We start from the raw sequence: 26,620 nt of genomic DNA, 5'->3' as shown, positions 1-26,620 counted from the left end.
CCGGCCGGCGCCGGACCCCCCGGCGGCGGCGCGACCGGCCTGCTCACCCGACGGCGTCGACCGTGAACAGCGCGGCCTGCTCCGGCGCGAGCAGCGGCCCGGGCAGGCCGACCAGTCCGAGGACGGCGCCGCTGAGCGTCGCCTCGCCGGCGGCGAGCCAGGCCGGCGGAGCATCCTGGACGACGCGCGGGGCGGCCCCCAGGATGAGCGGACGCACCGTGTATCGCAGCATCGGCGCGAGCCCCGGGAACCGGATCGGGGCCGGCACTGCCGCCCGTGGGGCGGCCAGCGCGACGACGGCGAACACGGCGGCCGTGCGGTCGACGGAGACCACGCCATGCACCTCCAGCGCGGGATCACTGGGGTCGGCGCGCACCACGGTTCCGCTGTGCAGCAGCGCCCGCAGCGACTTGTGCTGCGCCACCCAGCCCGCGATCATGGCCAGTTCGGCGTCGTCGGCCTTCGTCAGGTCCCACTCGATCCCGGCGCTGCCGAACAGCGCCGTCGCGAGCCGGAAGCTGAGTTCCGAGCTGCGCCAGGTGGTGTGCGCCATTGCCGCGCCCAGGTGCCCGCCGAGGTACTCCGGCGGCACGAGCACGCCGGTGTAACGCTGGATCTGCTGCCGCTCGAGCGGGTCGTTGGTGTCGCTGGTCCACACCCGGTCGACGCGTTCGAGGATGCCCAGGTCGATCCGCGCCCCGCCGGAGGCGCAGGACTCGATCTCCAGCCCCGGATGCCTGCCGCGCAGCTCGTCGATCAGCCGGTAGAGCGCCCGAGTCTGCCGGTGCGCCGAGCCGGCCAGCAGGTCCCGGTTGTGGTCCCACTTCAGGTACGCGATCGGGTACTCGGCGAGCAGGGCGTCGAGCCGGGCCAGGACGTACGCGAAGGCATCCGGGTGGGCCAGGTCGAGCACCCGCTGGAACCGCCAGGTCGGGGCGCCGGCCGGGCCGAGGACCCAGTCCGGATGCCGCCTCGCCGTCTCGGAATCGAGGCTGATCATCTCCGGCTCGACCCAGAGACCGAAGTCCATGCCGGCCGCGTGCACCCGGTCGATCAACGGATGCAGCCCGGCCGGCCAGGTCGCCGGGTCGACGAACCAGTCGCCGAGGGCACGGCGGTCGTCGACGCGGCCGGCGAACCACCCGTCGTCGAGAACGAAGCGCTCCACGCCCACCCGCGCGGCCGCGTCGACGAGGCGGGTGAGCGTGGGCAGGTCATGGTCGAAATACACGGCCTCCCAGGTGTTCAGCACGACCTTGCGGGGCGCCCGGATGGTCGACCAGGACCTGATCCACGGATGCAGCCGCGCCGACAGCCCGTCGAGGCCGGCGTCCGAATACACGGCAACCGTCCACGGACCGGTGTAGCTCGCGCCGGCGGCGAGGCTCAGCTCCCCCGGGGCGAGCAGTTCCCCGCTGCCGAGGGTCGCCAGGCCGAGCGGCGAGCCCTCCGCCCAGAGGCGTTTGTCGCCGCTCCAGGCCAGGTGGGTCGCCCACACCTCCCCGGAGCGGAAACCGAACCCGGGCGTGCCCGCGACGAGCAGGAACGGGTCGTCGTGGCCCGGGCGCCCGTGCCTCGATTCACGGCTCCAGATCCCGTGGCGGAGCGCACCGCGCTGCGGACGTCGTTCGTGGCTCCAGAGCCCGGTGAAGTCGAGGATCTCGGCCGCGCGGTCGGGCACCGGTAGCACGACATCGAGGGAGGCCAGCTCGAAGGCCGGTCCGGCCGGGTCGGTGGCGGTGTTCGTGAGGATGTGCCGCAGCCGCAGCACTCCCTCGCCGCTCAGTTCCAGCTCGGTCGTGACCGAGACGGATGCCGCGGCATCCGCCAGCTCGACCCTGAGCGCGTTCTCGGCCGGGGTCCGCACCGCGACCAGGCGCAGGTCGAGGGAGGCACCGCCGGCTCCCGGGCCGCCGCCGCCCGGCCGGAAGCCGCTCACGCCCGGCCGTCCGCTCCAGCCCTCGGCGAGCGTGGGGAGCAGCGACAGGCGAAGGGGCACGTCGATCGAACTGGGCCCGACGGCCGGCACCGCCGCATCGGCCAGCGACGCGAGCGAGCCCTCGTCGAGCGGGCCGAGGTCGGCGCCCCAGTGCACGACGACGGGCACGCCAATGCCGCGGGCATCCAGAACGAGGCTGGTGCCCGCGGCACGAACGTAACTAATCACTGCATGGACTACTCACTACTGGTGGTGGTTGTTGTTGTTGTACGGAACACTACTTCTTGACCGGGATCGCCTGCGCGGTCAGCGCGGCGATCGTCGACTTCTGGGTCGCGTTCAGTGCCTCGGTGAGAGTGCCGTTGCCGCTGACGGCGGCCTTGAACCCGTCGGAGGCGTCGTTGTAGACCTGGGTCATCGTCGGTCCCCAGACGAAGTCGGGCGACACCTGGGCGGATGCCTCGGCGAAGACGTCGTAGATAGCCTGGTCGCCGTAGAACGGCACGCCCTCCTTGAGCGCGGGCAGTTCGAGGCCGGACTTCGCCGCCGGGTACAGGTTGGCGGCCTTGTTCAGCATGGTCAGCGCCTCATCGGAGGTGTTCAGCCAGAGCGCGAATTTCGAGGCCTCGTAGGGGTGCTTCGATCCCTTGAAGACCGCGGTGGACGAGCCACCCCAGTTACCGGCGGCGTTGTCGCCCTCTTCCCACTGCGGGGACAGCGCGACGGACCATTTGCCGGCCGTCGTCGGGGCGCCGCTGGCGATGGAGTTGGCACCCCAGGCCGCGGAGTTCCAGGTCCAGGCCGCGCCGGTGTTGTAGGCGTTGTTCCACTCGTCGGTCCACGGCGGGTTCGTCGAGACGAGGTCGCGGTCGATCAGGTCCTGCCAGTAGTCGGCGACCTTGACCGAGGTGTCACCGGCCAGGTCGACGGTCCAGTCGGTTCCGTCGTTCTGGAACCAGCTGCCGCCGGCCTGCCAGACGAAGCCGGCGAACTGGTTGATGTCGCTCTGCGAGAAGTTGGTGATGTAGGCGCCGGTCTTCCGCACCTCGACGGCAGCGGTGGCGAACTCGGCCCAGGTGGTCGGAACCTCGATGTTGTTGGCCTTGAACAGGTCGGAACGGTAGAACATGGCCATCGGTCCGGCGTCCTGCGGGATCGCATAGACGGCATCCTCTTCGCCGAAGTTGACCTGGCCCCAGGTCCAGTCGACGAAGTCCTTCTTCGCGTCGAGGACCCCGTCGCAGGCGGCGAGGTTGGTCAGGCCGTCCTGCACCCGGAAGTTCGGCAGGGCGTCGTACTCGATCTGGCCGAGGTCGGGCGCGTTGCCGGCCTTGAGCTGGTTGAAGAAGTTCTGGTACGTACCGCCGTTGCCGTTCGGGCCGGTCTGCACCTTCACCTGGATGTCGGGGTTCTCCTTGTTCCACACGGCGACGACGTCTTCGATGCCCGGGATCCAGGTGGTGAAGTCGAGGTTGACCTTGCCGGTGGACGGCTTGCAGTCGCCGGCGGCAGCACTGCCGCCGGTCGAGGTTGTGGTGGCGCAGCCGGTCAGGGCAACCGAGGCCGCCGTGAGCAGGGCAACGGCGACCGCTCTTTTCTTCATCTGCATGGTGTTTCTTTCTCTTGGTGGGATGGGGTGGGGCTGTGACGCTAGTGGTGCGGTCGAGGGGGCTACTTCACGGATCCGGCGCCGAGGCCGTTCCGCCAGAAGCGCTGGAGGAGCAGGAAGATGATGATCAGCGGGATGATCGAGAGCAGCGCGCCGATGAGCACGTAGGCCCGGATCTCGGGGATCTGGTTGACCTGGGAGTTCCAGGCGTAGAGCCCGAGCGTGACCGGGAACAGCGCCTCGTCGCGGAGCATGATCAGCGGAAGGAAGAAGTTGTTCCAGATCGCCACGAACTGGAACAGGAACACCGTGATCAGGGCGGGGAACATCAGCTTCATCGAGACCGTGAAGAAGGTGCGCACCTCGCCGGCGCCGTCGAGCCTGGCCGCCTCGATCAGTTCGTCCGGCACACTGGCCGCGGCGTAGATCCGGGCGAGGTAGACGCCGAACGGGCTGACCAGGCTGGGCAGGAACACCGCCCAGAACGTGTTGGTCAGGCTCACCTGGCTGAAGATCAGGAACAGCGGCAGGGCGAGCGCCGTCGCGGGCACGAGCACTCCGCCGAGCACGACGTTGAACAGCAGTTCGCGGCCCGGGAAGCGGTACTTCGCCAGGGCGTAGCCGCACATGCCGGCGATGACGGTGGCGATCAGGGCTCCGCCTCCGGCGTAGAGGGCGCTGTTGAGGAGCCACTTGAGGTAGACCCCGTCGCGGTAGTTGAGCAGCGCCGCGATGTTCTCGAAGAGGTTGAAGTCGGCGAACCAGAGCGGGTTGGTGCCGGTGAACTGGGCCCGGTTCTTGGTGGCGGCCACGAGGAGCCACCAGATCGGCACGAGGAAGTAGAGCGTGAAGACGCCCATCACGATCAGCGCGCCGGCCCGGGCGAGCGGGCTTTCGCGGGGACCAGGGGCGGGCGGGCTCATCCGCTGGGCCAGGCTCCGTCGGGGGCGAACGGGGATCGGGGTGTCGACGCGGGTGCTCACTTGGCTTCCTTCCGCTGCGTGAACTTGAGGAAAGCGAAGGAGAGGATGAAGGTGGCCAGGGCCAGCACCACCGAGAACGCGGCGGCCAGGTTGAAGTTCGGGATTGACGAGGTCGAATAGACGGTCAGGTTCGGAGTGAACGTGCTCGTCACCGCCGAGCTGAAGCTGCGGAACACCTGCGGCTCGGCGAGCAGTTGCAGGGTGCCGATGATCGAGAAGATCGCCGTCAGCACGATGGCCGGCATGATCAGCGGGATCTTGATCGACCAGGCGATCCGCCATTGGCCGGCCCCGTCGAGCGTGGCCGCCTCGTACAACTCGGTCGGAATGGCCAGCAGCGAGGAGTAGATGATGAGCATGTTGTAGCCCACGTAGACCCAGGTGACCACGTTGGCGATTGCCCAGAGCACCAGGTCCGCGGAGAGGAAGTTGATGTTTTCGGTGATGTTGCTGAACGGGGAGAGCTTGGGCGAGTAGAGGAAGCCCCACATGATCGCAGCGATCACCCCGGGAACCGCGTACGGCACGAAGAAGGCCAGCCGGAAGAAGCGCTTGCCGCGCAGCAGGGGCGAGTCGAGCAGCAGGGCGAACAGCAGCGCCAGGCCGAGCATGACCGGAACCTGCACGGCGCCGAAGGTGAGCACCCGGGCGATGGAGTTCCAGAACGGTCCGTTCTGGAACACGAGCACGTACTGGGTCAACCCGCCGAACACCTCGCGCGCCTGGCCGAAGGTGCCCTCACGCTCGATCACGAGCAGCGACTGGTAGATCGCGTAGCCGATCGGCACGAGGTAGAACAGGGCGAAGAGCAGGCCGAAGGGGAGCACGAAGGCGAGGATGGCGCCGCGGTGCTGAACCGTCGCCCTGGGGCGGGGGGCTCGCGATGCCGGCCGGATTGGTGCATCCGGAGTCAGGATGGCGGGTGCGCTCATGCTGCGGTGTCCTCTCTAATCACGCGCACGGCTCCGGTCGGGACGCGCAGTGTGCGGGTGACGGCACTGCCGGTCACGAGTTCGTGGCCGTTGGCCGGGATGGTGAGGTCGTCCTGCCCGTGGTTGACCACGAACAGGTAGCTGCGGTCTGCGGATGCGCGGCGCACGACCTCGACGCTTCCGTCGCCCTCCGGGCCGACCGCGGTGACGCGGGCACCCTGCGCGACGGTGCGCATGAGGTCGCGGTACGCGCCGGACTCGAGCGCGGTGGCGACGTACCAGGCGGTTCCGGCGCCGTGGGCGTTGCGCGTGATGGCCGGGGTGCCGGGCAGCGGGCCGTCGAGGTAGCCGGCCACGGCATCCGCCCCGGCCAGGCGCAGCCGCTCGGTCCACAGGCCGGCGGTGGCGCCGGAGTCGAGGGTGACCCGGTGGCCGGGCAGGAGGGGCGAGAACTCCTCGACGGTGATGCCGAGCGCCTCCCGGAATGCCCCCGGGTAGCCGCCCAGGCGCACTCGGTCGTCTTCGTCGACGATGCCGCTGAAGAAGGTGATCAGCGCGTGGCCGCCGCCGGCGATGTAGTCGGTGATGTTGGCCGCCTGCGCGTCGGAGACGAGGTAGAGGTTCGGCGCGACGACGAGCCGGTAGCGGCCGAGGTCGGCGCCCGGGGCAACGATGTCGACGGTGACGCCCAGCTCGTGCAGGGCCGAGTAGGCGGCGTGCACCTGCTCCAGGTAGCGGACCGACTGCGAGGGGCGGGATTCGCCGTCGCCGGCCCACCACGCCTCCCAGCTGAACACGATCGCGGCATCCGCGAGAACCGTGGTGCCGATGATCTCGTCGAGCCGGTCAAGGGTGTGGCCGAGGGAGACGACTTCGCGCCAGAGTTCGGTGTCGGTGCCGGCGTGGGGCACCAGGGCGGAGTGGAACTTCTCCGAGCCCTGCGGCGAGGCGCGCCACTGGAAGAAGCAGACGGCCTCCGCGCCGCGGGCGACGTGGGTGAGCGAGTTGCGGGTCAGCTGGCCCGGCGCCTTGGCCAGGTTGTGCGGCTGCCAGTTGACCGCTCCGGTGGACTGCTCCATCAGCAGCCAGGCCTTGCCGCCGGCCAGTCCCCTGGTGAGGTCGGCCGCGAAGGCGAGCTCCATGGCCGGGTCGCCGAGCCGGTGGTCGAGGTAGTGGTCGTTGGCCACGACATCGACCTCCGGCGCCCAGCGCCAGTAGTCGAGGTTGCGGATGTGGGCGGTGACCATGAAGTTCGTCGTCACCGGCACGGAGCTGTGCCGCCGGAGCACGGCCAGTTCGCTGCGGTAGTAGCCGAGCAGTTCGTCGGAGCTGAACCGGTGGAAGTCGAGCACCTGGCCGGGGTTGCGGCTGGACAGGGTGAGTTTGGGCGTCCCGACCTCGGCCCAGTCGCCGTACTGCTGACTCCAGAACGAGGTGCCCCAGGCGTCGTTGAGGGCGTCGATGGTTCCGTACCGGGCCAGCAGCCAGGTGCGGAATGCGGCCGCCGTGGCTTCGTCGTAGCAGAGCGCGTTGTGGCAGCCCAGCTCATTGGAGACGTGCCAGAGCGCGATGGCCGGGTGGTCGCCGTAGCGCTCGGCCACCTTCTCGACCAGGGCGAGCGCGTGCTCGCGGAAGACCGGTGAGCTCGGGCACCAGGCCTGGCGCCCGCCGGGGTAGCGGGTGGTGCCGTCTTCGGTCATCGGCAGGATCTCGGGGTGCCGGGTGGTCAGCCACGGCGGCGGCGAGGAGGTTCCGGTGCCGAGGTTCACCCGGATGCCGCCGACGTGCAGCAGTTCGATGATCGTGTCGAGCGTGTCGAAGTCGTACTCCCCCGGCCGCGGTTCGAGGTGCGACCAGCCGAAGATGTTGATCGCGACGAGGTCGACGCCGGCTTCACGCATCAGCGCGACATCCTCGGCCCAGACCTCCGGGCCCCACTGCTCGGGGTTGTAGTCGCAGCCGTAGGCGATGCCGTCGTGCACGAAGGGGGTGGCCGTGCCGGGTGTGCCGGGGCGGGCCGCTCGCGAGTTCATCTGGTTCCTTGCCGATGGTTCCGTTGACATGTTTCCGTTGACAACGCATCCGTCGGCAACTCTGTGAACGTGCACAGGTTGACGTATGAAAAACTCGTCATTGAGATTCTGTGAACGTGCACAGACTATGTCGGCGTTTCGATCCGTGTCAAGTATTCGGGCGCTACAGTTGTGAAATGTCCACCATCCCGGCCCGCCGCAGGCGCGCGACCATCCACGATGTCGCCGTGGAGGCCGGGGTGTCCCGCGGCACCGTGAGCCGGGTCGTCAACGACGAACCGTACGTGTCGGAGCAGGCCAGGATCGCCATCGAGGCGGCCATCGAGAAGGTCGGCTACGTGCCGAACAACGCCGCCCGCAGCCTGGTCATGCAGCGTTCGCAGGCGGTCGGTTTCATCGTGCACGAGCCGCACTCCCTGTTCCTCGAGGACCCGAACATCGGCGGGATCCTCCTCGGCGCGAACACGGCCCTCTCCAGCGCCGACTACCAGATGGTCTGCCTCATCATCGACTCCGACCGCGACAACGACCGCGTCGCCCGGTACCTCAGCGGCGGTTTCGTCGACGGCGTCATCATCGTCTCGGCCCGCCAGAACGACCCGATCACCCGGATCGTGGAGAAGCTCGCCCTGCCGTCCGTCTTCGTCGGGCATCCGCCGGACCTCCGCCAGCTGCCCTTCGTCGGCATCGACAACCGCAGCTCGGCGCGCGCGATCACCGAACGCCTCATCGGCACCGGGCGCAAGCGCATCGGGATGATCGCCGCCGCGCTCGACCGCGACTCGGGCGCCGACCGGCTGGCCGGCTTCCGCGACGCGCTCGGCCCCCGGTTCGACCCGGCCCTGGTGGAGGACGTGCCGCTGTACGCGTTCTCGGCCGGTGTCGACGGCATGCGGCGCCTGCTGGAGCGCGCACCGGATCTCGACGGCGTGTTCGCGGCCTCCGACGCCGTGGCGGCCGGGGCGCTCGAGGCGCTGCGCGAGGCCGGCCGCAGCGTCCCCGGCGACGTGGGCGTGGTCGGCTTCGACGACAGCGCGTGGGCGCTGCGCTGCCAGCCGCCCCTCTCCACGGTGCACCAGCCGGCGGCGGGCCTCGGCGAGGCGGCGGCCGAATCGGTGCTGGCCCAGTTGCGCGGCGAGGAGCCCGACCTCGGCGGCATCCTGCTCGACACCCCCATCGTCTGGCGCGACTCGGCCTGACCTGGGCTGCCGGCGGATCGAGCGTCGCGGCCGGCGGAGCAGAATGGCCCTGTGATCCGCAAACATGCCGTCGTGCGAGGCCAGGTGCAGGGCGTCGGGTTCCGGTACTTCGCGCTCACCGAGGCATCCCACCTGAACCTGGCCGGTTACGTGCGCAACCGTCGGGACGGCTCCGTCGAGCTCGAACTCGAGGGGCCGGATGCCGCCGTGGCGCGGATGCTCGCCTGGCTCGCCCACGGGCCGCGGTCGGCGATCGTCGACTCGCTCGACGTGTCCGACATCCCGCCGCTCGGCGAGGCCGACTTCACGATCACGTACTAGCTGCGAGAATCCTCGGCATGGACCCGCTCGCGATCACTTCCCTGTACCTGCTCCTCGCCTGGATCATCTCGGGAAGCGCGGCCCTGCTGCTCATCTACGGCGTCGTGCGCGTGGCGGTCAGCCGCGGACTGCGGGACCACCACAACTGGCTGGAGAAGAACCGCCGGGCGGCCTCCGCGGCCGCCGACAAGGGATTCACGGGCGAGCCGCCGTTTCCGCCGATCACGCCGCAGCTCTCGGCCGCGGACCGCAGCGTCGACTGAGCCAGGCCGCCGGCCGGCTCGGAGTCGGCTCGTGCGGCCCGCCGGCTGACACCGGTCCCGCGGTCAGCGCCGCTCTTCCGCCACGCTGTTGCCGCCGTCGACGACGATCGTCTGCCCCGTCACGTAGGACGCTCCCGGCGAGGCGAGCCAGGCGATCACGGATGCCACCTCCGCCGCGGTCCCGCTGCGCCCGGCCGGCACCAGCGCACCCTCGATCGCCTCGCTCGGCAGCTGGGACCCGGTGGCGATCCAGCCGGGGGCAACGGCGTTGGCGGTGATCCCGCGCGGGGACTCGTCCACGGCGAGCGCCCGGGTCAGCCCGGCCAGCCCGGCCTTGGCCGCCGCGTAGGCAATGTCCCCGCGGGAGGCCATCACCGGGCCGCTCACGCTCGACACCGTGACGATCCGCCCCCAGCCGGCGGCGCGCATGAAGCCGATCACCGCCCGGGTGGCGTGGAACGCCGTGGACAGGTTGATCGCGAGGCCGCGCTCCCAGTCGGCGGTGCTGCCGAGGATGTCGCCGTGCGCCATCTCGGCATCGCCGACCGCGACCATGCCGGCGTTGTTCACCAGGATGGTCGGCTCCAGGCCCGCCGAGGCCAGGCCGTCGCTGAGCATCCGGGCGCCGGCTTCGGAATCAAGGGTGCAGACGATTCCGGATGCCGCGACGCCGAGTTCCCGGAGCTCGGCCGCGCGCTCGTGCGCCCGGCCCGTGGTCGCGGTGATGACGACCCGGGCGCCGAGTTCGCCGAGCATCCGGGCCGCGGCGAACCCGATGCCGGAGCCGCTTCCGGCGCCGGTCACCAGGGCGGTGCGTCCGGCCAGGCTCCAGGCGGCGGGCAGGGGCAGGGGCGCGGCGCCGGGCTCGGGCGTGTTGCCGGGCACCGGCGCGTTTGCGGGCACGGACACTGACTCGGGCGCGGGCAGGCTCATGGCATCATGCTAGGCGACGCGCGGGCTCCCGCCCCTACTCCTCCGGCTGGAGCACGTCGAGCCCGGTTTCGCGGAGGAGCGCGAGCGTCGACGGGTCGGCCGCGGCATCCGTGATGAGCAGGTCGAAGGCGGCGAGCGGTCCGACCCGGCCGAGGTGCACCTGGCCGAGCTTGGAGCCCTCGGCGACGACGATCGCGCGGGCGGTGGCGGCCAGCATCCGGGTCTTCACGGCGGCCTCGGGGAGGTTGATGTTGGTCACGCCGTGCTCGGGGTCGACGCCGTTGCAGCCGATGAAGGCGAGGTCGGCGTGTACCTGGTCGAGCACGGTGCCGGCCAGCGGCTCGACGAGCGAGTGCTGCAGCGGGCGGAGGGACCCGCCGGTGACGATGACCGAGAACCTGGGGATGGCCGGCTCGAGTTCGAGCGCGATGCTCAGCCCGTTCGTGATGATCACGACGTCGGTGAGGTCGGCGCGGGCGCGCAGGGCTCGGGCGATCGCCAGCGTCGTCGTGCCCACGTCGAGGATCACGCTCTGGCCGCTGCGGACCAGCGACGCGGCGAGTTCGCCGATCTGGCGCTTGGGCAGCACGGCCGAGGCGAGCGCCTCCTCGAACGAGGACTCGCGTTCGGGCCGGCCGGCTCGAGCTGCGCCGCCGACGGCATGCGCGGGCACCGCGCCGCCGTGCACGCGCTGCACGACGCCGTCGCCGACCAGCACGTCGAGGTCGGCCCGGGCGGTGACGCCGGACACCCCGAAGGCTTCCCGCAGCTCGGCGACGCGCACGAAGCCGCGCTCGTCGACGAGCCGGCGGATCCGCTCGCGCCGGAGGTGGGCGGGCAGCGCGTCGCGGTCGCCCGGGGCGTGGGGCTGGCTGCCCGTTCGGCTGTCCGGCTGGCTGTCCGCCTGGCCGTCCGACTGCGTGTCCGGCCGGGTGCCGGCCCGAGTGCCTGCCCGGGTACCCGCCTGCGTGTCTGCTGAAGCCATCTCCCCATCTTCACTTAGTTGGCGTTGCTTTTCAATACGAAAGCACTAGTTTCACAAGTGAAGATCAGTTATCGTGGTTCCTGCCATGAACACAGCATCCCCGGCCTTCGTCGCCGACACCCGTATCGCCCGGCAGCAGCACGTCCTCGCGGACGGGCGCGAGCTCATCTACTTCGACGACCCCGACACGGCCCTGCCGCCCGATCGCGCGCCCGACCTCCGCGAGCTTGAGCCCCGCCCGGCGACCGCGAGCATGCGGCAGGATCCGCTCACCGGCGAGTGGGTGTCGATCGCGGCCTCGCGGCAGAACCGGGTGTTCCTTCCGCCCGCGCACCTCGACCCGCTCGCGCCGTCCACCCCGGAGAACCCGTCCGAGGTGCCGAGCAACTACGACGTCGTCGTGTTCGAGAACAAGTCCCCCTCCTTCGGCCCGCTGCTGACCGATGCGGATGCCCCGGACGGCCTGGCCGACCTCGCCGCCATCGGCCTGGGCCGCACCCGCACCTCGGTCGGGCGGTGTGAGGTGGTCTGCTTCAGCCCCGAGCACGAGGGATCCTTCGCGAGCCTCTCGGTCACCCGAGCGCGCACGGTGATCGAGGCCTGGGCGGAGCGCACGCACGCCCTGTCCAGGCTGCCCGGCGTCGAGCAGGTCTTCCCGTTCGAGAACCGGGGCGAGGAGATCGGCGTGACGCTGCGGCATCCGCACGGGCAGATCTACTCGTACCCGTACGTCACGCCGCGCACACAGCGCCTGGTCGAGTCGCTCGACTCGTACGGTCCGACCCTGTTCGCGGACATCCTCGCGAGCGAGCAGGCCGGCGACCGGGTCATCCTCAGCGGCGAGCACTGGACCGCCTTCGTGCCCTTCGCCGCCCGCTGGCCGATCGAGGTGCACATGCTGCCGCATCGGCAGTTGCCTGATTTCGCCGAGACGACCCTCGCAGAGCGTGACGAGCTGGCGGTGCTCTACCGGCGCCTGCTGCGCGGCATCGACGCCCTGTACCCCACGCCGACGCCGTACATCGCCGCCTGGCACCAGGCCCCGGTGCACCTGCGGCGGGACGACATCCGCCTCATGCTGCAGGTGACCAGCCCGCGCCGGGCCGAGAGCAGGCTGAAGTACCTGGCCGGTTCGGAGGCGGCCATGGGCGCCTGGATCGGCGATGTGCTGCCGGAGCAGGCCGCCGCCACGATCCGGGATGCCGTGCTGCGCGCGGCCGCCGAGGATGCTGCGGCCGATGCCGGGAAGGCACTGGCATGAGCGGGCTCGACTCCCCCGGACCGGGCGACACCCTTGGGGGCGCCACCGCGCTGACCGACATCGTGCAGGCCGATTTCCTGAGCCGGTTCAACCGCCGTCCGGCCGGCATCTGGTCGGCCCCCGGGCGCGTGAACCTGATCGGCGAGCACACCGACTACAACGAGGGGTTCGTCTTCCCGTTCGCCATCGACCGCCGCACGGTCGTCGCGCTCGCCCCGCGCGAGGACCGGATCATCCGGGTGGCGAGTTCCTTCGCCGCCGAGGCCATCGAGATCTCCCTCGACGAACTCATCCCGGAGAACCTGGCCGGCTGGTCCGCGTATCCGCTCGGCGTGGCCTGGGCGCTCGGGCAGTTCGGTGCCGATCTCACGACGGTCCCCGGTTTCGAGGCCTTCATCGACTCGGACGTGCCGATCGGTGCCGGGCTGTCCTCCTCCGCGGCGATCGAGAGCGCCGTGGCTCTCGCCCTCAGCGACGTCTGGGGCCTCGGGCTCGACCGGCGTACCCTTGCCCGGGTCGGCCAGCTAGCCGAGAACCGTGCCGTGGGCGCGCCGACCGGGATCATGGACCAGTCCGCTTCCCTGCTCGGCCGGGCCGACGCCGGCGTCTTCCTGGACTGCCGCAGCCTCGAGAGCGAAGTGATTCCGCTCGGGTTCGACGCGGCCGGACTCGACGTGCTGATCATCGACACCCGGGTGAGCCACTCGCACGCGACCGGCGGGTACGCCTCACGCCGGGCATCCTGCGAGGCGGGCGCGGCCGCCATGGGCGCGTCCTCGCTCCGGGATCTCGGCGTCGACGACCTCCCCCGCGCCGCCGCCGTGCTCGATGACGAAACGTTCCGGCGGGTTCGGCACATCATCACCGAGAACCAGCGCGTGCTCGACACCGTGCGCACGCTCCGGGAACACGGGCCGGCGCGCATCGCCGGGCTGCTGGATGCCTCGCACGCCTCGATGCGCGACGACTTCGAAATCTCCGTCCCGGAGCTCGACCTCGCGGTCGAGGCTGCGCGCGGCGCCGGCGCCCTCGGGGCGCGGATGACCGGCGGAGGTTTCGGCGGGGCGGCCATCGCGCTGACCCCGCGCGCGCTGGTTCCCGAGGTGGAGGCCGCCGTGGCGGCCGCCTTCGTCGCCCGGGGCTTCCGCGCTCCGGTCATCTTCGACGTGCACGCCGCCGACGGCGCCCGCCGCGAGCAGTAGCCGGCCGGCCGCCCCGCCCGCGCCCGTCGGTGCCCGGGTTCACCGAGAATCGCCGAATCCGCCGAGAATCCCCGTTGCAACGGCGATTCTCGGCGGAAACGGGGTCACTCGGTGGGCGGCGCGACGGGGCGGGCGGGGCGGGCGGACGGGTCAGAGCCAGCGCATGGTGAACGCGCGGGCGAGGATTCCCCGGGCCGGCGGCACCGCGAGGGCGCGCACGAGCGCGTTCCGAACCCGCAGGCGCAGACCGCCGGCCGGGCGGCCCATCGCCATGTTGAAACCGGCCTGGCGCGTGGCCATCCGGGCGGAGCGGCGACGGCGCCGGTCGAACGCGGCGAGCGCGGGCCCCGCCTCGGACGGATCGGCCAGCGCCCGGGCCAGCGCCGGCGCCAGGGCGACCGCGTCGAGCCAGCCGAGGTTCATTCCCTGCCCGCCGATCGGACTGATCTCGTGGGCCGCGTCGCCGACCAGGCTGATGCGTCCCGCCAGCATCCGGTCGGCGAGGCGCTGATGCACCGAAAACGCGCTCGGCGGGTCGGCCGACGGCGGCAGGACCACCCCGGTGCGGTCCCGGATGATCCGAGCCAGGTCCGCCGAACTGGCCTCTGTCGCCAGCCCAGCGGTCATGGCCACCCACCGGCGCCGGCCGTTCGGCAGCGGAAAGGACTCGACCACTCCGCCCCGCTCGAAGTACAGCACGGCCTCGCCGCCGCGCGCGCCGGCAGCCACGGAGCCGGGCCCGATGGACGCAGGCACACCGGAGGCGGCGAATCCGGGAGCAGGCAGGCCCGCGGCAGACCCGCCGGCGTCGGCGCCGGCCTCGGCCTCGGCCTCGGCGAAGTCGCCCATCAGGTACGTCTCGCCGCGGCCGCGCGAGGTCCAGCCAATCCGCAGCGCGTCCCGCACGACGCTTCGGGCGCCGTCCGCGCCGACCACGTAGCGGGCGCGGATCGCGCGGCCGCCCGAGCCCGCAACCTCGGTCGCGACCTCCACGTGGTCTCCGAGGTCGCGCACGCCGAGCACGGTGACACCCTGGCGCAGCCCGCCGGGCCGGAGCCGCTCGAACCTCGCCCGCAGCAGGGCCTCGGTCTCGTACTGGGGAAGGGCGACGACGAACGGATAGGGCGCCGCGGCCTCCGTGAACGACAGCCGCCCCAACGTGCGCCCGCCGCAACGAACGACGCCGCCGCGGATCTGCACCGCCCGCGCGATCAGGTCGTCGGCCACGCCGATCTGCTCCAGCACCCCGAGGGACGGCGGGTGGATGCCGATCGCCCGCGACCGCATGGACGGCTGCGAGCGCTGCTCGAGCACCTCCACATCGACGCCGCGCACCGCGAGCAGGATGCCGAGCAGGATGCCGACCGGTCCCCCGCCGACGATGACGACGTCACGCATCCGTCGACCCCGACCCCGAGCCCGGCGCACCGGCCGAGGCCACTGCCGCCGAGGCCACCGCCGCCACCGCCGGCGGCTCCCACCGCAGCACCAGCCGCGAGGGGACCTCCCGCGTGACCTTCCACCCCCCGGGCAGCACGGCCCGGAGCTCCGCGGCCGTGAAGCTCCGCCGGATCGAGGTGAGCCCGTCGGCGCGGATGAACGAGCCGCGGAAGAACGGCCAGGTCGCCAGCCCGAAGCCGAGGTAGGCCGGCCGGCTCCGCTCGATGTCGCTGTGCAGCACCCGCCCGGCGCACAGCCGCTCCGAGTCGACGAGCAGCCCGCCGAGCTCCGCCGCACCGAGGTGGTGCAGCACGTGGTTGGACACGACGAAATCGAACCGGGCACCCTCGGCGACGAGTTCGGAGCTCAGCGCCCGCCGGAACGTCAGCCCCGGCAGCGGCGGCAGGCCGGTGGCGTAGGCGTGGGCACGGGCATCCGGGTCGATCGCCGTGACCTGCAGCAGCAGCCCGTCGCGCGCGGCCCACCGGGCAAGCGCCCGCGCCACGTCGCCGCCGCCGGAGCCGATGTCGAGCAGCGTTCGCGGCCGGCTGCGGGACAACGCCGGGCGGATGTCGCGGCGGTACATTCCACGCCAGCCCGACACGAACGCGTTCACGATCCGGAAGTCGGCGTAGGTGCGGGCGAGCCGTTCGGGGTCGCACGCGGGGTCGTCCATGAGTTCGACGGCGTCGCTCGCGCGCACCCGCAGCGAGGGCAGACCCGGCGAGCGAGAACCCATGCCCTAGCCGACGGCGACGGTCATCAGGCCGGACTCGACGGTCAGCCCGGGCCCGAACGCCATGGCGCAAACACGCTGGCCGTCCTCGGTCGTCGGCGCGTCCATGATGGCCTTCATCACGAAGAGGATCGTGGCGCTGCTCATGTTGCCGTACTGGCGCAGGGTCTCGCGGGACGGCACGAGCTGGGCTTCGGTGAGGCCCAGCTTGGCCTCGGTCTTGTCCAGGATGCTGCGACCTCCCGGGTGGATCGCCCAGTGTGCGATGGCCGTGCTCAGGGAATCGGGCGAACCCGGGCCCGCGCCCGCCAGAGCACCCGCGCCCGAAGCCACGGGCTCGTCCGGCAGCCCTGCGCCGGCGCCCGACGCGACCAGCGACCCGGCGAGGACCTCGGAGAGCACATCGGCCAGGACCGTGACCTCCTGGGCCGGGAGCAGCCCGGCGAGGGTCTCGTCGCGGTCGAACAGCGGCGCGAGCGCCCGCTCGATGTGCTCGTCGATGATGTGCGGCACATAGGAGCTGAGCACCATTTCGAAGCCCTCGTCGCCGATCTTCCAGGCCATGTCCCCCTCGCCGACCGGGGTGATCACGGTCTCGAAGTGGTCGAGGTTGAGCGCGACCTCGCCGGGCTCCGGGCGTCGGCTGCTCACGATGCCGGCGGCCGCGCCATCCGCGAACAGGGAGGAGGCGACGATCGTGTCCGGGTCGTTGGAGGTACGCAGGTGCAGGGAGCACAGCTCGGCGCTGACCACGAGCACGACCGCGTTGGGGTCGGCCAGGACGAACTGCCTGGCGGTGCGGAGCGCGGGCATCGAGGCGTAGCAGCCCATGAAGCCGAGGTGATAGCGCTGCGTGGCGGGGCTGAGGCCGAGCTCCCGCACCAGCATGTAGTCGGGGCCGGGCGCGTAGAACCCGGTGCACGACACGGTGACGACGTGGGTCACATCCGCGGCGTCGATGCCGGGGCAGGCCTCGAGCGCCTGCCGTCCGGCCTCGACGAACAGCTTCGTGGCCTCGGTGATGTAGAGCTCGTTGCGCACCTTCGTGCTCGGCATGAGCAGCCGCTGCGTGACCGGGTCGAAGAACCGCGGATCGGCCGCGTCGGCGTCGAGGGTCAGCTCCTCGATCACCGTGTGCCGTTTGTCAATGCCGGAGAGGTTGAAGGAGGTCGACACCAGTCGCTGGGCGAGCCGGCTGAGATCCGGCTGGGCGGCGAAAACATCTCGCACCTGGTCCTGGATCAGGATTGTCGGCGGGACAACGGTCTGGAGCGCTCTGAGAGTGACGGCCATGCGCCCAGTGTGACACGCGGCCGCCGCCGGGCACACCCTTTTCACGGCCGCCATTCAGCCTCGCGCCCAGCCCGGCCGGGCAGTACGGAGCGGGGCAGGGCAGGGGCGAGCGGTCAGGGCAGGGGCGCGAAGAGGCGGGTGGCCGTGACCGCGATGAGGAAACCGGACGCGGCGATCGCCGTGAGGCCGCCGATGTAGGCGATGAGGGCTCCGGATGCCCCGGCCGACGCATCGAGGAGGGTGACGACCAGCGCAAGCCCGGACACGATCGCGAAGGGAATCGCGATCCACCACTGGCGGCTCGGGGAGTCGTGCGGAGGTGGGTCGACGGCGCCCCGGTTGACCGAGAGCACGGCCCCGCCCACGCATCCCCAGAAGGCGACCACGAGCAGCGCGGCGATCACGTCGCTGGGTCGGTGCCACTGGTCGGCCAGGGTCGACAGGCCCGCGAGCACGGCGAACACGGTGCCCCAGACGCCCACCTTCGACCGGGTCCGGGGGCTCGCGACGAGGAAGAGCGCCAGCGCGGATGCCGCGGCGACGGTCGTATGCCCGGACGGGAATGAATTGCCGGCGTAGCCCTCCACGCCGAGGTCCGGACGGGTGAGAATGCCGTACTTGAGCAGCTGGGTCGTCGCGATCGCGGCGCCGGCGACCCCGACGGCAACGACGAAGGTCTTCAGGTGTCGCCGGATCAGCGCGATGACGATCGTCAGGAGCAGGCCGACCACGGCCGAGGCCATCGGCAGCCAGTCGAGGATTCCCTGCGTGAACGGGGTCACGCTCCGGCGCCCGAAGTCCGCGCCATCGTAGGCGAGCTGGTCGGCCGCCTGCCCGGCGTGGGTGCGCACGAAGAAGAGGTACAGCGCCGCGAATACGGCGGTCGCGAGCAGGGCTCCGCCGAGAAAGCGGTAGGGATTGGATCGGCTGAGCACGGTCCACCTTCGCACAGCGAGGCCCGTTCCACCTGAGCCCCGCGCAGCGAAGGGCCCCGGTAACTGAGACAGCCGCCGAGGCCCTTCTAATCTGACTTGCGTCCGATGTCCAACCGAACCTACGCCGATCGGCTGCGAGCGCAAGGGGCCAGGGTTACGCCGTGTGACCGGCAGCATTACGGCGTGTGAACGCGCGGCCGGGCGGAGGCCGCAATCGCTCGTACTCTGAAACCCCCGCCCCGCACATCTCCCTCCGCACATCTCATCTCAGGAAGCAGCCCCCGTGACCCTCACCGCCCCGACCGCCCGCCCCATTTCCGCCGACGAGCGCTCCGCTCGCCTCGTCTCCGCCGGCACGGCCTGGGCGGACCGGATCACCGCCAACGTCGCCAGCGCGCAGCTGTCCTACACCGTCACGGGCGACGGCGAGGGTTCGGTTGCCAGCCGGATCACCGCCGGCAAGCAGGTCTTCTTCGTCGACGAGCCGGCCGCCCTCGCCGGCGACGACATCGCCGCGAGCCCGGTCGAATACGCCCTGGGCGCACTCATCTCCTGCCAGATCGTGGTCTATCGCCTGTACGCGCAGAACCTCGGCATCCGGGTCGACTCCATCTCGGCCACGGCCGAGGGCGACCTGGACGCGCGCGGCCTGTTCGGCATCGACGACACCGTACGCCCCGGATTCTCCGCCGTGCGCCTCAACGTGCGGGTGACCGGTCCGGAATCGGACGAGCGCTATGCGGAACTGCACTCCGCGGTGGATGCCCACTGCCCGGTGCTCGACCTCTTCGCGAACCCGACCCCGGTTACGGTCTCGCTCACCGCCAACTAGAACCGGGCGGGCGGGCCGATTCGCCCGCCCGTTCGCTTGTTCGCGATCAGCGATCGCCGCTTGATTTCAGGGCCCGTCGGCGTAGCGTACGAGGTATGTTCTCCTGGCGCCGCGACCGGAAAGGCAACCCGGACTCGCACAACACAGAATCGCACGACGCTGAGCCACGCACGAAAGCGTCCAGGAGGAGGTCGTCCGCAAAGCCCGGCGCGGAAAGCTACGGATTCACCGGGCTCGAGGGCGATTTCGAGGCGGAACGTCGCCGCGCCGCCGAGGCGGCGCACGAACCCGCAGAGCCCTACGAGGGCGAGGGCGGCAGGCCTTCCCTGCCCGGCACGAGCAGCGGCCTGACCCACCCGTAACGCCCATCGGTTAGCAGCCGCCCACCCCTGGCCCCGACCCGCGATGACGCGGCCGTCCGCCCCCGGCCGCACGATACCTTCGCCGCGGACGAACAGGAACCCCTTGCGACCCCCTATTCGGGGGGTAAAATCGTCATAGTTGAGCCCTTTGGGCTCAAGTCTGGAAACGAGAGCGGGGCCGGTTTCCCGGACCGCAGAGAGCGAGTTGACAATGGCAATGAACTTCGACCCATTCCGCGAACTGGATCGCGTAGCCGGAGCCCTGATGGACGCGCGCGGCCCGCGAATCATGCCGATGGACCTGTACCGCGAGGGCGACCACTACGTGCTCAGCGCGGACATGCCCGGGATCGATCCCGGCTCCGTCGACATCGATGTCGATGGCCAGTTGCTCACCATCCGGGCCGAGCGCACCATGGCGAACCACGAGAACGTGAAGTGGATCACCCGGGAGCGCATGGCCGGATCGTTCCTTCGCCAGCTCAACCTCGGTCAGGGCATCGACATCGACAAGATCAGCGCGACCTACGCGAACGGCGTCCTGAGCGTCACGATCCCGGTGAGCGCGTCGGCCATGCCGCGCAAGATCCAGGTGAAGAGTTCGAACGAAGACATGTTGACCGTGAAAGAGGGAGCCGACCGCCAGATCAGCGGCTCGTAGCACTTCTGCACATCCAGGCACTTCTGCACATTCAGCAGGCCACACTGGGCCCGGAGAATACTCCGGGCCCTTTGTGTCGCGCCGAATTCACGCACCCGCCACCTGGTGCCCTTTTCGGGGGGCGCGCCGATTACCCGTTGTTCATGTTCATCTGTTCGAATAGAGCCAGTACCGTTAGTGCGCCGTCGCAGAGTGCGTACTTCCGAAACGAATGGAAGCTCCGTGAACATTCGAACGGCCGAGCACCCCAGGCCGGAACATTTCCTGCTTCATCTCAGTGACACGCACCTGCTCGCCGGAGGCCATCGCCTCTACGACAGCGTCGACAGTGCCGCACACCTCGCCCAGTTATTCGACGAAGTTGAGGCATCCGGCGGTCGACCGGAGGCCATCGTCGTCACCGGCGACCTGGCCGACAAGGGCGAGCCGGATGCCTACGACCAGTTGCGCCGCATCGTCGAGCCGGCGGCGGCGCGCCTCGGTTCCCAGGTGATCTGGGTGATGGGCAACCACGACGACCGGGCCGCCTTCCGCGCGAACCTGCTCGACGAGCTGCCGACCACGAACCCGGTCAACCGCGTGCACAACGTGAACGGCCTGCGCGTGATCACGCTGGACACCTCCGTGCCCGGGCACCACCACGGGGAGATCTCCCCGGCGAGCCTGACCTGGCTGGCCGCCAAACTCCGGGTTCCCGCACCGGATGGCACGATCCTCGCCATGCACCACCCGCCGGTGCCGAGCATGCTCGACCTCGCTGCGGCCGTCGAACTCCGCGACCAGAGCGCCCTGGCCGGGGTGCTGCGCGGCACGGATGTGCGCAGCATCATCGCCGGGCACCTGCACTACTCCTCGACCGCGACCTTCGCGGGCATCCCGGTGTCGGTCGCCTCGGCCACCTGCTACACCCAGGACCTCAACGTGCCGGTCGGCGGAACGCGCGGCCGCGACGGCGCCCGCGCGTTCAATCTCGTGCATGTGTACCAGGACACGGTGCTGCACTCTGTCGTGCCGCTCGGGTCCTACCCCACGCTCGACTACATCGACCCCGCCGAGAGCGCCCGGCGCCTCGCCGCGGCGCGGGTCGAGTTCACTCCTGCGGGTACTCTGCCAGTGTTCCGTGAACCGCCGATGACCACACCGATTCGCGTCCTGCACTAACGGCTTCGCCGGCGACCTGGCTCTCGCGCTCCCAGGGCGCCGCGATCGGGAAGTACAGTTCCAGGAACTCGGTCACCGCGGCCACGCGCACCGCGTCCGAGATCTCCGGGAAACTGCCGTCGTTCAGGCAGAACATGTCCTGGTCGCGACGCTTGCGCAGCCGGTTCATCTGCCGGAGGGCGACCCGCAGGGTCGTCTCCACGTAGAGCGACTTTGCCTGGGTCTGAGCGACCGCGCGACCGGTCATCAGCGCGTAGTAGTGGTACAGCGAGTTCGTGACCGAGATGTCGGTCGCCGAGCGGAACTGGCTCGCGGCCGTGCGGGCGAAGTCCTCCGGGAACTCGGCCTCGAGTTCGCGCATGACGCTCTTCCGCATGGGCGCGGCGGTGTGCTCGAGGTGGCGGGTGGTGACCTTGCCGAAGCGGTCCCGCAGCAGCGCACGGTTCACGCGCGCCGCGTTCTCGAATCCGCTGCGGGTCGGGTCGTTCTCGCCCAGCCCGATGCGGGTCGACGCCTCGATGAACTTCGTCACCCCGCCAGGGGAGAAGAACAGCTCCGGCCCGAGCGGACGACCGAAGAACATGTCGTCGTTGGAGTAGAGGAAGTGCTCGGCCAGGCCCGGGATGCGATGCAACTGGCTCTCGACGGCGTGCGAGTTGTGCGTGGGCAGCACGCTCGTGTCCGGGAAGAAGTCTTCGCTGCGCATGAGCGTGACCTTCGGGTGGTCCGCCAGCCACTCGGGCGCGGGCGAATCCGTGGCGATGAAGATGCGGCGCACCCAGGGGGCGAACAGGTAGACGCTGCGCAGCGCGTACTTGAGCTCGTCGATCTGCCGGAAGCGGGCATCCGACTCGTCGCCCTCGCCCACGACGTAGGCCTTCATCCGCTTGGCGCGTTCGCGCTGGAAGTCGGTGGAGGAGCCGTCGACCCAGGAGAAGACCATGTCGATGTCGAACGTGATGTCGCTGGCGAGGTCGTCGAACATGTTCTGCAGGGTGCGCCAGCTGCGCCCGTACAGTTCGATGGTGGTCTCACGGGCCTCGGAACGCGGCATCCGGGTGCGCATGAGCTGGTTCTCGACCGGGGCGACGATCTCGACGTCGTCGAACCGCCACAGTTCCAGCTGGAAGGCGGTCTGCGAGCCGTAGCGGAGCCGGCCGATCGGTTCGATCCGCGGACGGTACACGCGGAAGACGGACGACTTGCGCAGCGCGGTGAGGGCGCCGTCGGCGAGCAGGAGCGGCTCGGTCCGGGCGCCGTCCAGCGGCTTGGCGTAGAACGGCTCGTTGGCGAACGCCGCGGCGAGCACCCGGGTGAGCGCCTTGCGCCTCTTGCGGTCGACCGCGATGACCGGGCGGCCGCCGTCGCCGCGCACGAGCAGGAAGTCGATGCCGGCGGCCTCGAGGGCGTCACGCACGGCGAGCAGGTCCTTGACCATGGATTCCTGGGGCGTGAAGTTGCCGTTGATCAGGGCGATTTCACCCTTGCGCACGACGAGGTCGTCGCGGTCGAAACGGCGGGTTCGCGGGTCGGGTGTGATCAGCACCAGTTCGGGTTCGGTGCTCAGCACGAGGGCCGGGACGGCCGGGGCATCCGCACTCTGTGTCTCTGATCGATCGAATGTCGCCATGGTCCTCCTCAGGGGGTGGGAACACTCGTTCACGAGGCAACCACACGCTATGCCAAGGGGAGTGCGTCCGGTATCACCGAAGCGCTGCGCTGAGGTTCGAAACCGAGAGCGAAGCAGCCGGCGGAACGCGGTGGCGCTTCCTCCAGTGTACGCCGCCGGGCTGTGAGCCGAGATTGTCCCCTGAGGCCACCTGCGCATGGTGCCGGCACCCTCGGCGGGACCGTCCCACTGCCAGCGGCGGGTTAGAGGGCGCTGATCCCGAACAGGCCGATGATCAGGGCCATGATCACCAGGGTGACCAGCTCGTGGGCGATGTTGAGCACGGTCAGGCCCCACGGCCGGCGGTCGAACGCGTCGTGGGTGACCATGCGCGCCGCGGTGAAGCCGGCCCACAGGATGACCGCGGTCAGGACCGTGTTGGCGAGGAAGCTGCCGCCGTAGAAGTTCTGCACGATCGCGGCGCATCCGGCCAGCACCCAGGCGGTGATGAAGCTGACGACGACCGTGACGATGATCGGCGCGGCCGCTCCGCCCATGGTTTCCGAGGTGTGGCCGACCGCCTTCATCCAGTAGGTGCCGAACACCCGCCGCGCGTACCAGATCGAGCCGACGACCATGCTCGAGGCGGTGGCCAGCAGGACGGCCCAGATGTTGACTTCGGGGATCATGACGGGGTCCTCTCGGCGGCGCCGGGCCGGTGCCGGCGCGGTTGCCCCGATGCTAGCGCCCCGCGCCGGCGGCGGCCGGGATTTCCGGGCGTCAGTCGCCTGCCGCAGCGTCAGGCATCTGGGCTGTGTCGGTCGCCGTCGGCCGTGTCAGCCGTCGTCGGCCGTGTCGGTCAGATAGTCGGCCAGGACGCGCGCGTGGTTGTCGTGGGGCTCCCGGGCGCCGTAGAGCAGGGTAAGGCGTCCCGGTGCGCGCTCCGCGGCGAGCTCCCGCAGCTCGTCCACGGCCTGCACGGTCGCCGGATTCGCGTCGAGTTCGGTCCGGTACCGAACCGTGAACTCGTCGAAACTCCCCCCGGCGTGGAACCAGCGGCGCAGCTCGGTCGATGGGGCGACCTCCTTCAGCCAGGCGTCGAGCCGCGCACGCTCGGTGGAGACCCCCCGCGGCCAAAGCCGGTCGACCAGCACCCGGCAACCGTCGTCGTCGGCCGGGTCGTCGTAGATGCGTTTGAGGGCGATGTTCATGGGTTCAGCGCTCCCGTCGGGTCCAGGTCGTCCGGATCGGTGACCGGCAGCCGGCAGACGAAGTCGCGGCAAAGGTAGGCAGTCGGCGCTCCGCCGCGGGTGGTGCGCTCCGCGAAGAGCTCGAATCCCGAGGCGGCGAAGGCCGACGCCTGCGCCTCGGTGACGGATGCGACGAGCCCGCTCGTCTGCCGGCGAACGGCGGCGAGCAGGCCCGCCGGGTCGGCCGGTGCGAGGTCGGGCACCGTGTCGGGCAACGCGCCGGGCGTGACGACGACGAGCTGCTCGACCGGCGCAGCCAGCTGCGAGATGAGCCGCAGCGCGGCCCCGAAGGCGAGCGGACGGCCCGGGGCCAGCTCGGCGAATGTCCCCATCGCATGCTCCGCGGCCGCGCGGTAGCGCCGCTCGGCCGTGAGGAGGTAGAGCAGCTCGGCGGCATCCGCGACGGCGCTCAGCCCGGAGGGGTAGGCGCCCTCGGACGGGTCGGTGTCCAGGGCCAGGCCCTGCTCGGCCAGCACCGGGTCGGGCCCGTTCGGCGCGCTGAACGGCTGCGCACCGGGGCGGTCGACGGGAAGGGCGGGACTGTTCGGGCTGTCAGGACTGTCAGGACTGTCAGGACTGTCGGTGGCCGGGGTTAGCGTGCTGTCGATCAGGCGGCGCGCCGCGATGGCGTAGTCGCACTCCCCCGTAACCAGGGCGAGCCGAAGGAGGCCGCGTGCGAACATCCCGTAGTCCTCGAGGGTGGCCGGGGCCGTCGAAATCCGGCCGTCGATGGACGCCCGCACGAGGGTGCCGCGATCCTCCTGGTGGTGCGCGCGGAGGTGGTTCGCGAGCAGGAAGTCCGCGGCCCGGCGCGCGGCCCGGGTGAACGTGTCGTTGGCGAAGGCGAACCCGGCGAGGGCGAGCGCCCCGATGGCGAGCCCGTTCCAGCCCGTGAGCACCTTCTCGTCGAGTGCCGGCGCGGTTTCGCGCGCGCGGTCCTCGGCCTCCAGCGCGTAGTAACCACCCTCGACGCGCCTGCCGGCGACCATGCTTTCCGAGTCCTGGGCGCTGGCGAAGCCGCCGCCGGGCAGCTGCATGACCGTGATGAGGAAGTCCGCGACCCCCTCGGCGACCGACCGCGCCCACTGCTCGCCCGTGAGTTGCCACGCGCGGGTGTACAGCTCGAGGAGCTGGGCGTTGTCGTAGAGCATCCGTTCGTAGTGCGGTTCACTCCAGTCACGGTGCACGGCGTACCGGAAGAAGCCGCCTTCGACCGGGTCGCGAAGGGGGGACGCCCCCATCCGTTTGAGCGTGCGCAGCGCCAGGGCCCGCCCATCTCCGGGCTGGACGCCGGGCTGGACGGCGGGCTGGGCGAGCAGGAACGAGAGCGCCGGCGCCGCCGGGAACTTCGGGGCTCCGCCGAAGCCGCCATGGGTCGTGTCTTCGTAGGCGGCGAGTTCGGCGACCGTGCGGCCGAGCGTGGCCGAGTCCGGCAGCGCGCCGCCGCCGCGATGCTTCCGTACTCCCTCGGTGATGGCCGCCGACAGGAGCGCGGCGCTGGCGACGACCTCGTCGCGCCGCGTGGTCCAGGCCTCCGTGACGGCTTCCAGCACCTGCCGGAACGCGGGCTGGCCGCGCATCGGCTGCGGCGGGAAATAGGTCCCGGCGTGGAACGCCCGTCCGTCCGGGGTGACGAACACGTTCAGCGGCCAGCCCAGCCCCTCGATGAACGCGCCGGCCGCGGCGAGGTAGCTCGCGTCGACATCCGGATGCTCCTCACGGTCGACCTTGATGCTGACGAAGCGCTCGTTGAGATAGGCCGCCAGTTCCGGGTCGCTGAAGCTCTCCCGCGCCATCACGTGGCACCAGTGGCAGGTCGAATAGCCGATCGAGACGAGCACCGGCAGGTCCCGTGCGCGTGCCTCGGCGAAGGCATCCGCTCCCCAGCCGTGCCAGTCGACCGGGTTGTCCGCGTGCGAACGCAGGTAGGGGCTGATGGCTGTGGCCAGGCGGTTGGGCATGGCTCCATTCTGCTCCGCACCTTTGCCCGACACACTGCACCGCACCCCCTGTTGACCGTGGACCGAGGGGGATATTCTGGCGCCATCGGGCTCCGTTTCGAACAAAGAAGCTGCGCGTGACACAGGAAATCCTGGCGCAACGGCTCTGGACCGCCGCGCAGAAAGACTCAGATCTTCGCACCAGGCTACGGACCACCTACCGCGGCCGGGTCGACGTCTGCGACGCCCTCTGGTGGCGGGCCAATCCGCTCTCGCCGACCCCGGCCGGGCGGCCCGATCCGGCGGCGGAACTGATCGACCTGAAGGCCGCCGTGTATCGCTTGCATACGGACCCAGAACCGCTCGTGGAATTCGTGGACCCGATCACGTTGCGCACGGTGTACGCCACGGAGGCCGAACACCAGTTGCGGACGCGCATGCGCGAACAGACCCAGGAGGACGCCGCGCTCGACGCCGTCCTGACCGCTGCGGAGAGCGGGACCGAGGCCGGTTTCGAGGCCGGCTCCGCAGCCGATCGGCCGGCCCAGCAGGCGGCTCGGCGGCGTGATGGCGGGGCCAGGGCCGGCGTCAACGCCGGGCCGGACGCCGAGGGCGAGGACACGGCAGGGGCTGCGGGAGCAGCGGGAGCAGCGGGCCGGACCGACGGGCCCGGCGTCCGGGCCGAGTTCGGGCTGGTCGCCGGCGGCCCCTGGCGACGGCGCCGCTTCGCCGCGCTGCTGG

At 70.7% G+C, this 26,620-nt stretch carries 25 protein-coding genes; 10 read left to right on the top strand and 15 right to left on the bottom strand.

Annotation, left to right across the window (positions count from 1 at the left end; all coding sequences use genetic code 11):
* Nucleotides 1-43: 43 nt before the first annotated feature.
* The 5 genes from E3O23_RS05305 to E3O23_RS05285 form a co-directional block, all read right to left on the bottom strand.
* Nucleotides 44-2,167: an alpha-galactosidase gene (locus tag E3O23_RS05305; RefSeq protein ID WP_134488879.1), complete on the bottom strand. Its 2,124-nt coding sequence runs from the start codon at nucleotides 2,165-2,167 to the stop codon at nucleotides 44-46.
* 49 nt (nucleotides 2,168-2,216) lie between these two features.
* Nucleotides 2,217-3,548 (bottom strand): sugar ABC transporter substrate-binding protein, encoded by a 1,332-nt coding sequence (locus E3O23_RS05300; RefSeq protein WP_134488877.1) that lies wholly within the window; start codon nucleotides 3,546-3,548, stop codon nucleotides 2,217-2,219.
* Between the two features lie 62 nt (nucleotides 3,549-3,610).
* On the bottom strand, nucleotides 3,611-4,471 hold the full coding sequence (locus E3O23_RS05295) for a carbohydrate ABC transporter permease (protein WP_134488883.1): 861 nt from the start codon (nucleotides 4,469-4,471) through the stop codon (nucleotides 3,611-3,613).
* A 56-nt stretch (nucleotides 4,472-4,527) separates the two neighbouring features.
* The gene (locus E3O23_RS05290) at nucleotides 4,528-5,463 is read right to left on the bottom strand and encodes a carbohydrate ABC transporter permease (protein WP_134488875.1); all 936 of its coding nucleotides are present in this window, start codon (nucleotides 5,461-5,463) and stop codon (nucleotides 4,528-4,530) included.
* Entirely contained in the window at nucleotides 5,460-7,496 is a 2,037-nt protein-coding gene (locus E3O23_RS05285; protein ID WP_134488873.1) for a beta-galactosidase, read from the bottom strand. Before E3O23_RS05285 ends, E3O23_RS05290 begins: the two co-directional genes overlap by 4 nt.
* 176 nt (nucleotides 7,497-7,672) lie before the next feature.
* Between E3O23_RS05285 and E3O23_RS05280 the strand changes: the two genes are divergently transcribed.
* The 3 genes from E3O23_RS05280 to E3O23_RS05270 are packed head-to-tail and all read left to right on the top strand — an operon-like array spanning nucleotide 7,673 to nucleotide 9,279.
* Nucleotides 7,673-8,695, top strand: coding sequence for a LacI family DNA-binding transcriptional regulator (locus tag E3O23_RS05280; protein ID WP_134488871.1), 1,023 nt, complete (start codon nucleotides 7,673-7,675; stop codon nucleotides 8,693-8,695).
* A gap of 51 nt (nucleotides 8,696-8,746) precedes the next feature.
* Nucleotides 8,747-9,016, top strand: a complete 270-nt coding sequence (locus tag E3O23_RS05275; RefSeq protein WP_198415139.1) for an acylphosphatase — start codon at nucleotides 8,747-8,749, stop codon at nucleotides 9,014-9,016.
* A gap of 17 nt (nucleotides 9,017-9,033) precedes the next feature.
* Nucleotides 9,034-9,279, top strand: coding sequence for a hypothetical protein (locus E3O23_RS05270; protein WP_134488867.1), 246 nt, complete (start codon nucleotides 9,034-9,036; stop codon nucleotides 9,277-9,279).
* Between the two features lie 63 nt (nucleotides 9,280-9,342).
* On the opposite strand, the gene E3O23_RS05265 is transcribed toward E3O23_RS05270, so the two are convergent.
* Together E3O23_RS05265 and E3O23_RS05260 are read right to left on the bottom strand one after the other, a co-directional pair.
* Nucleotides 9,343-10,212 carry an SDR family oxidoreductase gene (locus E3O23_RS05265; RefSeq protein ID WP_134488865.1) on the bottom strand — a complete coding sequence of 290 codons (870 nt, stop codon included), beginning with the start codon at nucleotides 10,210-10,212 and terminating at the stop codon, nucleotides 9,343-9,345.
* A 34-nt stretch (nucleotides 10,213-10,246) separates the two neighbouring features.
* Nucleotides 10,247-11,197, bottom strand: a complete 951-nt coding sequence (locus E3O23_RS05260; RefSeq protein WP_134488863.1) for a DeoR/GlpR family DNA-binding transcription regulator — start codon at nucleotides 11,195-11,197, stop codon at nucleotides 10,247-10,249.
* An 85-nt stretch (nucleotides 11,198-11,282) separates the two neighbouring features.
* Here E3O23_RS05260 and galT point away from each other — a divergent pair, with 85 nt between their 5' ends.
* On the top strand, nucleotides 11,283-12,458 hold the full coding sequence (gene galT, locus E3O23_RS05255) for a galactose-1-phosphate uridylyltransferase (RefSeq protein WP_134488861.1): 1,176 nt from the start codon (nucleotides 11,283-11,285) through the stop codon (nucleotides 12,456-12,458).
* A complete protein-coding gene (gene galK / locus E3O23_RS05250) occupies nucleotides 12,455-13,660 on the top strand; it encodes a galactokinase (protein ID WP_174776599.1) in 1,206 nt (401 codons plus the stop codon). The genes galT and galK overlap by 4 nt, the downstream gene beginning before the upstream one ends.
* A gap of 150 nt (nucleotides 13,661-13,810) precedes the next feature.
* On the opposite strand, the gene E3O23_RS05245 is transcribed toward galK, so the two are convergent.
* From E3O23_RS05245 to E3O23_RS05230, 4 genes are all read right to left on the bottom strand, one after another.
* Nucleotides 13,811-15,058 (bottom strand): FAD-dependent oxidoreductase, encoded by a 1,248-nt coding sequence (locus E3O23_RS05245; RefSeq protein ID WP_134488859.1) that lies wholly within the window; start codon nucleotides 15,056-15,058, stop codon nucleotides 13,811-13,813.
* Nucleotides 15,051-15,839 (bottom strand): class I SAM-dependent methyltransferase, encoded by a 789-nt coding sequence (locus tag E3O23_RS05240; protein WP_134488858.1) that lies wholly within the window; start codon nucleotides 15,837-15,839, stop codon nucleotides 15,051-15,053. The genes E3O23_RS05245 and E3O23_RS05240 overlap by 8 nt, the downstream gene beginning before the upstream one ends.
* A gap of 3 nt (nucleotides 15,840-15,842) precedes the next feature.
* Nucleotides 15,843-17,129 (bottom strand): type III polyketide synthase, encoded by a 1,287-nt coding sequence (locus E3O23_RS05235; protein ID WP_241983332.1) that lies wholly within the window; start codon nucleotides 17,127-17,129, stop codon nucleotides 15,843-15,845.
* Nucleotides 17,130-17,242: 113 nt separating this feature from the next.
* Nucleotides 17,243-18,064: a phosphatase PAP2 family protein gene (locus E3O23_RS05230; RefSeq protein ID WP_241983331.1), complete on the bottom strand. Its 822-nt coding sequence runs from the start codon at nucleotides 18,062-18,064 to the stop codon at nucleotides 17,243-17,245.
* 283 nt (nucleotides 18,065-18,347) lie between these two features.
* Between E3O23_RS05230 and E3O23_RS05225 the strand changes: the two genes are divergently transcribed.
* From E3O23_RS05225 to E3O23_RS05210, 4 genes are all read left to right on the top strand, one after another.
* Nucleotides 18,348-18,896: an OsmC family protein gene (locus tag E3O23_RS05225; protein WP_134488854.1), complete on the top strand. Its 549-nt coding sequence runs from the start codon at nucleotides 18,348-18,350 to the stop codon at nucleotides 18,894-18,896.
* A gap of 95 nt (nucleotides 18,897-18,991) precedes the next feature.
* Nucleotides 18,992-19,258, top strand: coding sequence for a hypothetical protein (locus tag E3O23_RS05220; RefSeq protein ID WP_134488852.1), 267 nt, complete (start codon nucleotides 18,992-18,994; stop codon nucleotides 19,256-19,258).
* Between the two features lie 211 nt (nucleotides 19,259-19,469).
* Nucleotides 19,470-19,919, top strand: a complete 450-nt coding sequence (locus E3O23_RS05215) for an Hsp20/alpha crystallin family protein (RefSeq protein WP_134488850.1) — start codon at nucleotides 19,470-19,472, stop codon at nucleotides 19,917-19,919.
* Between the two features lie 222 nt (nucleotides 19,920-20,141).
* Nucleotides 20,142-21,080, top strand: coding sequence for a phosphodiesterase (locus E3O23_RS05210; protein ID WP_134488848.1), 939 nt, complete (start codon nucleotides 20,142-20,144; stop codon nucleotides 21,078-21,080).
* On the opposite strand, the gene E3O23_RS05205 is transcribed toward E3O23_RS05210, so the two are convergent.
* The 4 genes from E3O23_RS05205 to E3O23_RS05190 form a co-directional block, all read right to left on the bottom strand.
* On the bottom strand, nucleotides 21,010-22,710 hold the full coding sequence (locus tag E3O23_RS05205) for a stealth family protein (protein ID WP_134488846.1): 1,701 nt from the start codon (nucleotides 22,708-22,710) through the stop codon (nucleotides 21,010-21,012). The two genes, E3O23_RS05210 and E3O23_RS05205, sit on opposite strands and share 71 nt — an antisense overlap.
* Before the next feature lie 242 nt (nucleotides 22,711-22,952).
* Complete coding sequence (locus E3O23_RS05200) at nucleotides 22,953-23,378, bottom strand: DUF1761 domain-containing protein (RefSeq protein WP_134488844.1); 426 nt, start codon at nucleotides 23,376-23,378, stop codon at nucleotides 22,953-22,955.
* A 147-nt stretch (nucleotides 23,379-23,525) separates the two neighbouring features.
* Nucleotides 23,526-23,900, bottom strand: a complete 375-nt coding sequence (locus E3O23_RS05195; protein ID WP_134488842.1) for a DUF488 domain-containing protein — start codon at nucleotides 23,898-23,900, stop codon at nucleotides 23,526-23,528.
* Nucleotides 23,897-25,900, bottom strand: a complete 2,004-nt coding sequence (locus tag E3O23_RS05190; protein ID WP_134488840.1) for a thioredoxin domain-containing protein — start codon at nucleotides 25,898-25,900, stop codon at nucleotides 23,897-23,899. The genes E3O23_RS05195 and E3O23_RS05190 overlap by 4 nt, the downstream gene beginning before the upstream one ends.
* Nucleotides 25,901-26,016: 116 nt before the next feature.
* Here E3O23_RS05190 and E3O23_RS05185 point away from each other — a divergent pair.
* Nucleotides 26,017-26,620: hypothetical protein (locus tag E3O23_RS05185; RefSeq protein WP_198415138.1), on the top strand; the 604-nt coding region annotated here is incomplete at its 3' end.

The organism is Cryobacterium tagatosivorans (genome assembly GCF_004402215.1).
In the GTDB taxonomy this organism is placed as follows: domain Bacteria; phylum Actinomycetota; class Actinomycetes; order Actinomycetales; family Microbacteriaceae; genus Cryobacterium; species Cryobacterium tagatosivorans.
The sequence above is the reverse complement of the archived record's forward strand: the minus strand, read 5'-3'. Positions and strand labels throughout refer to the sequence as shown.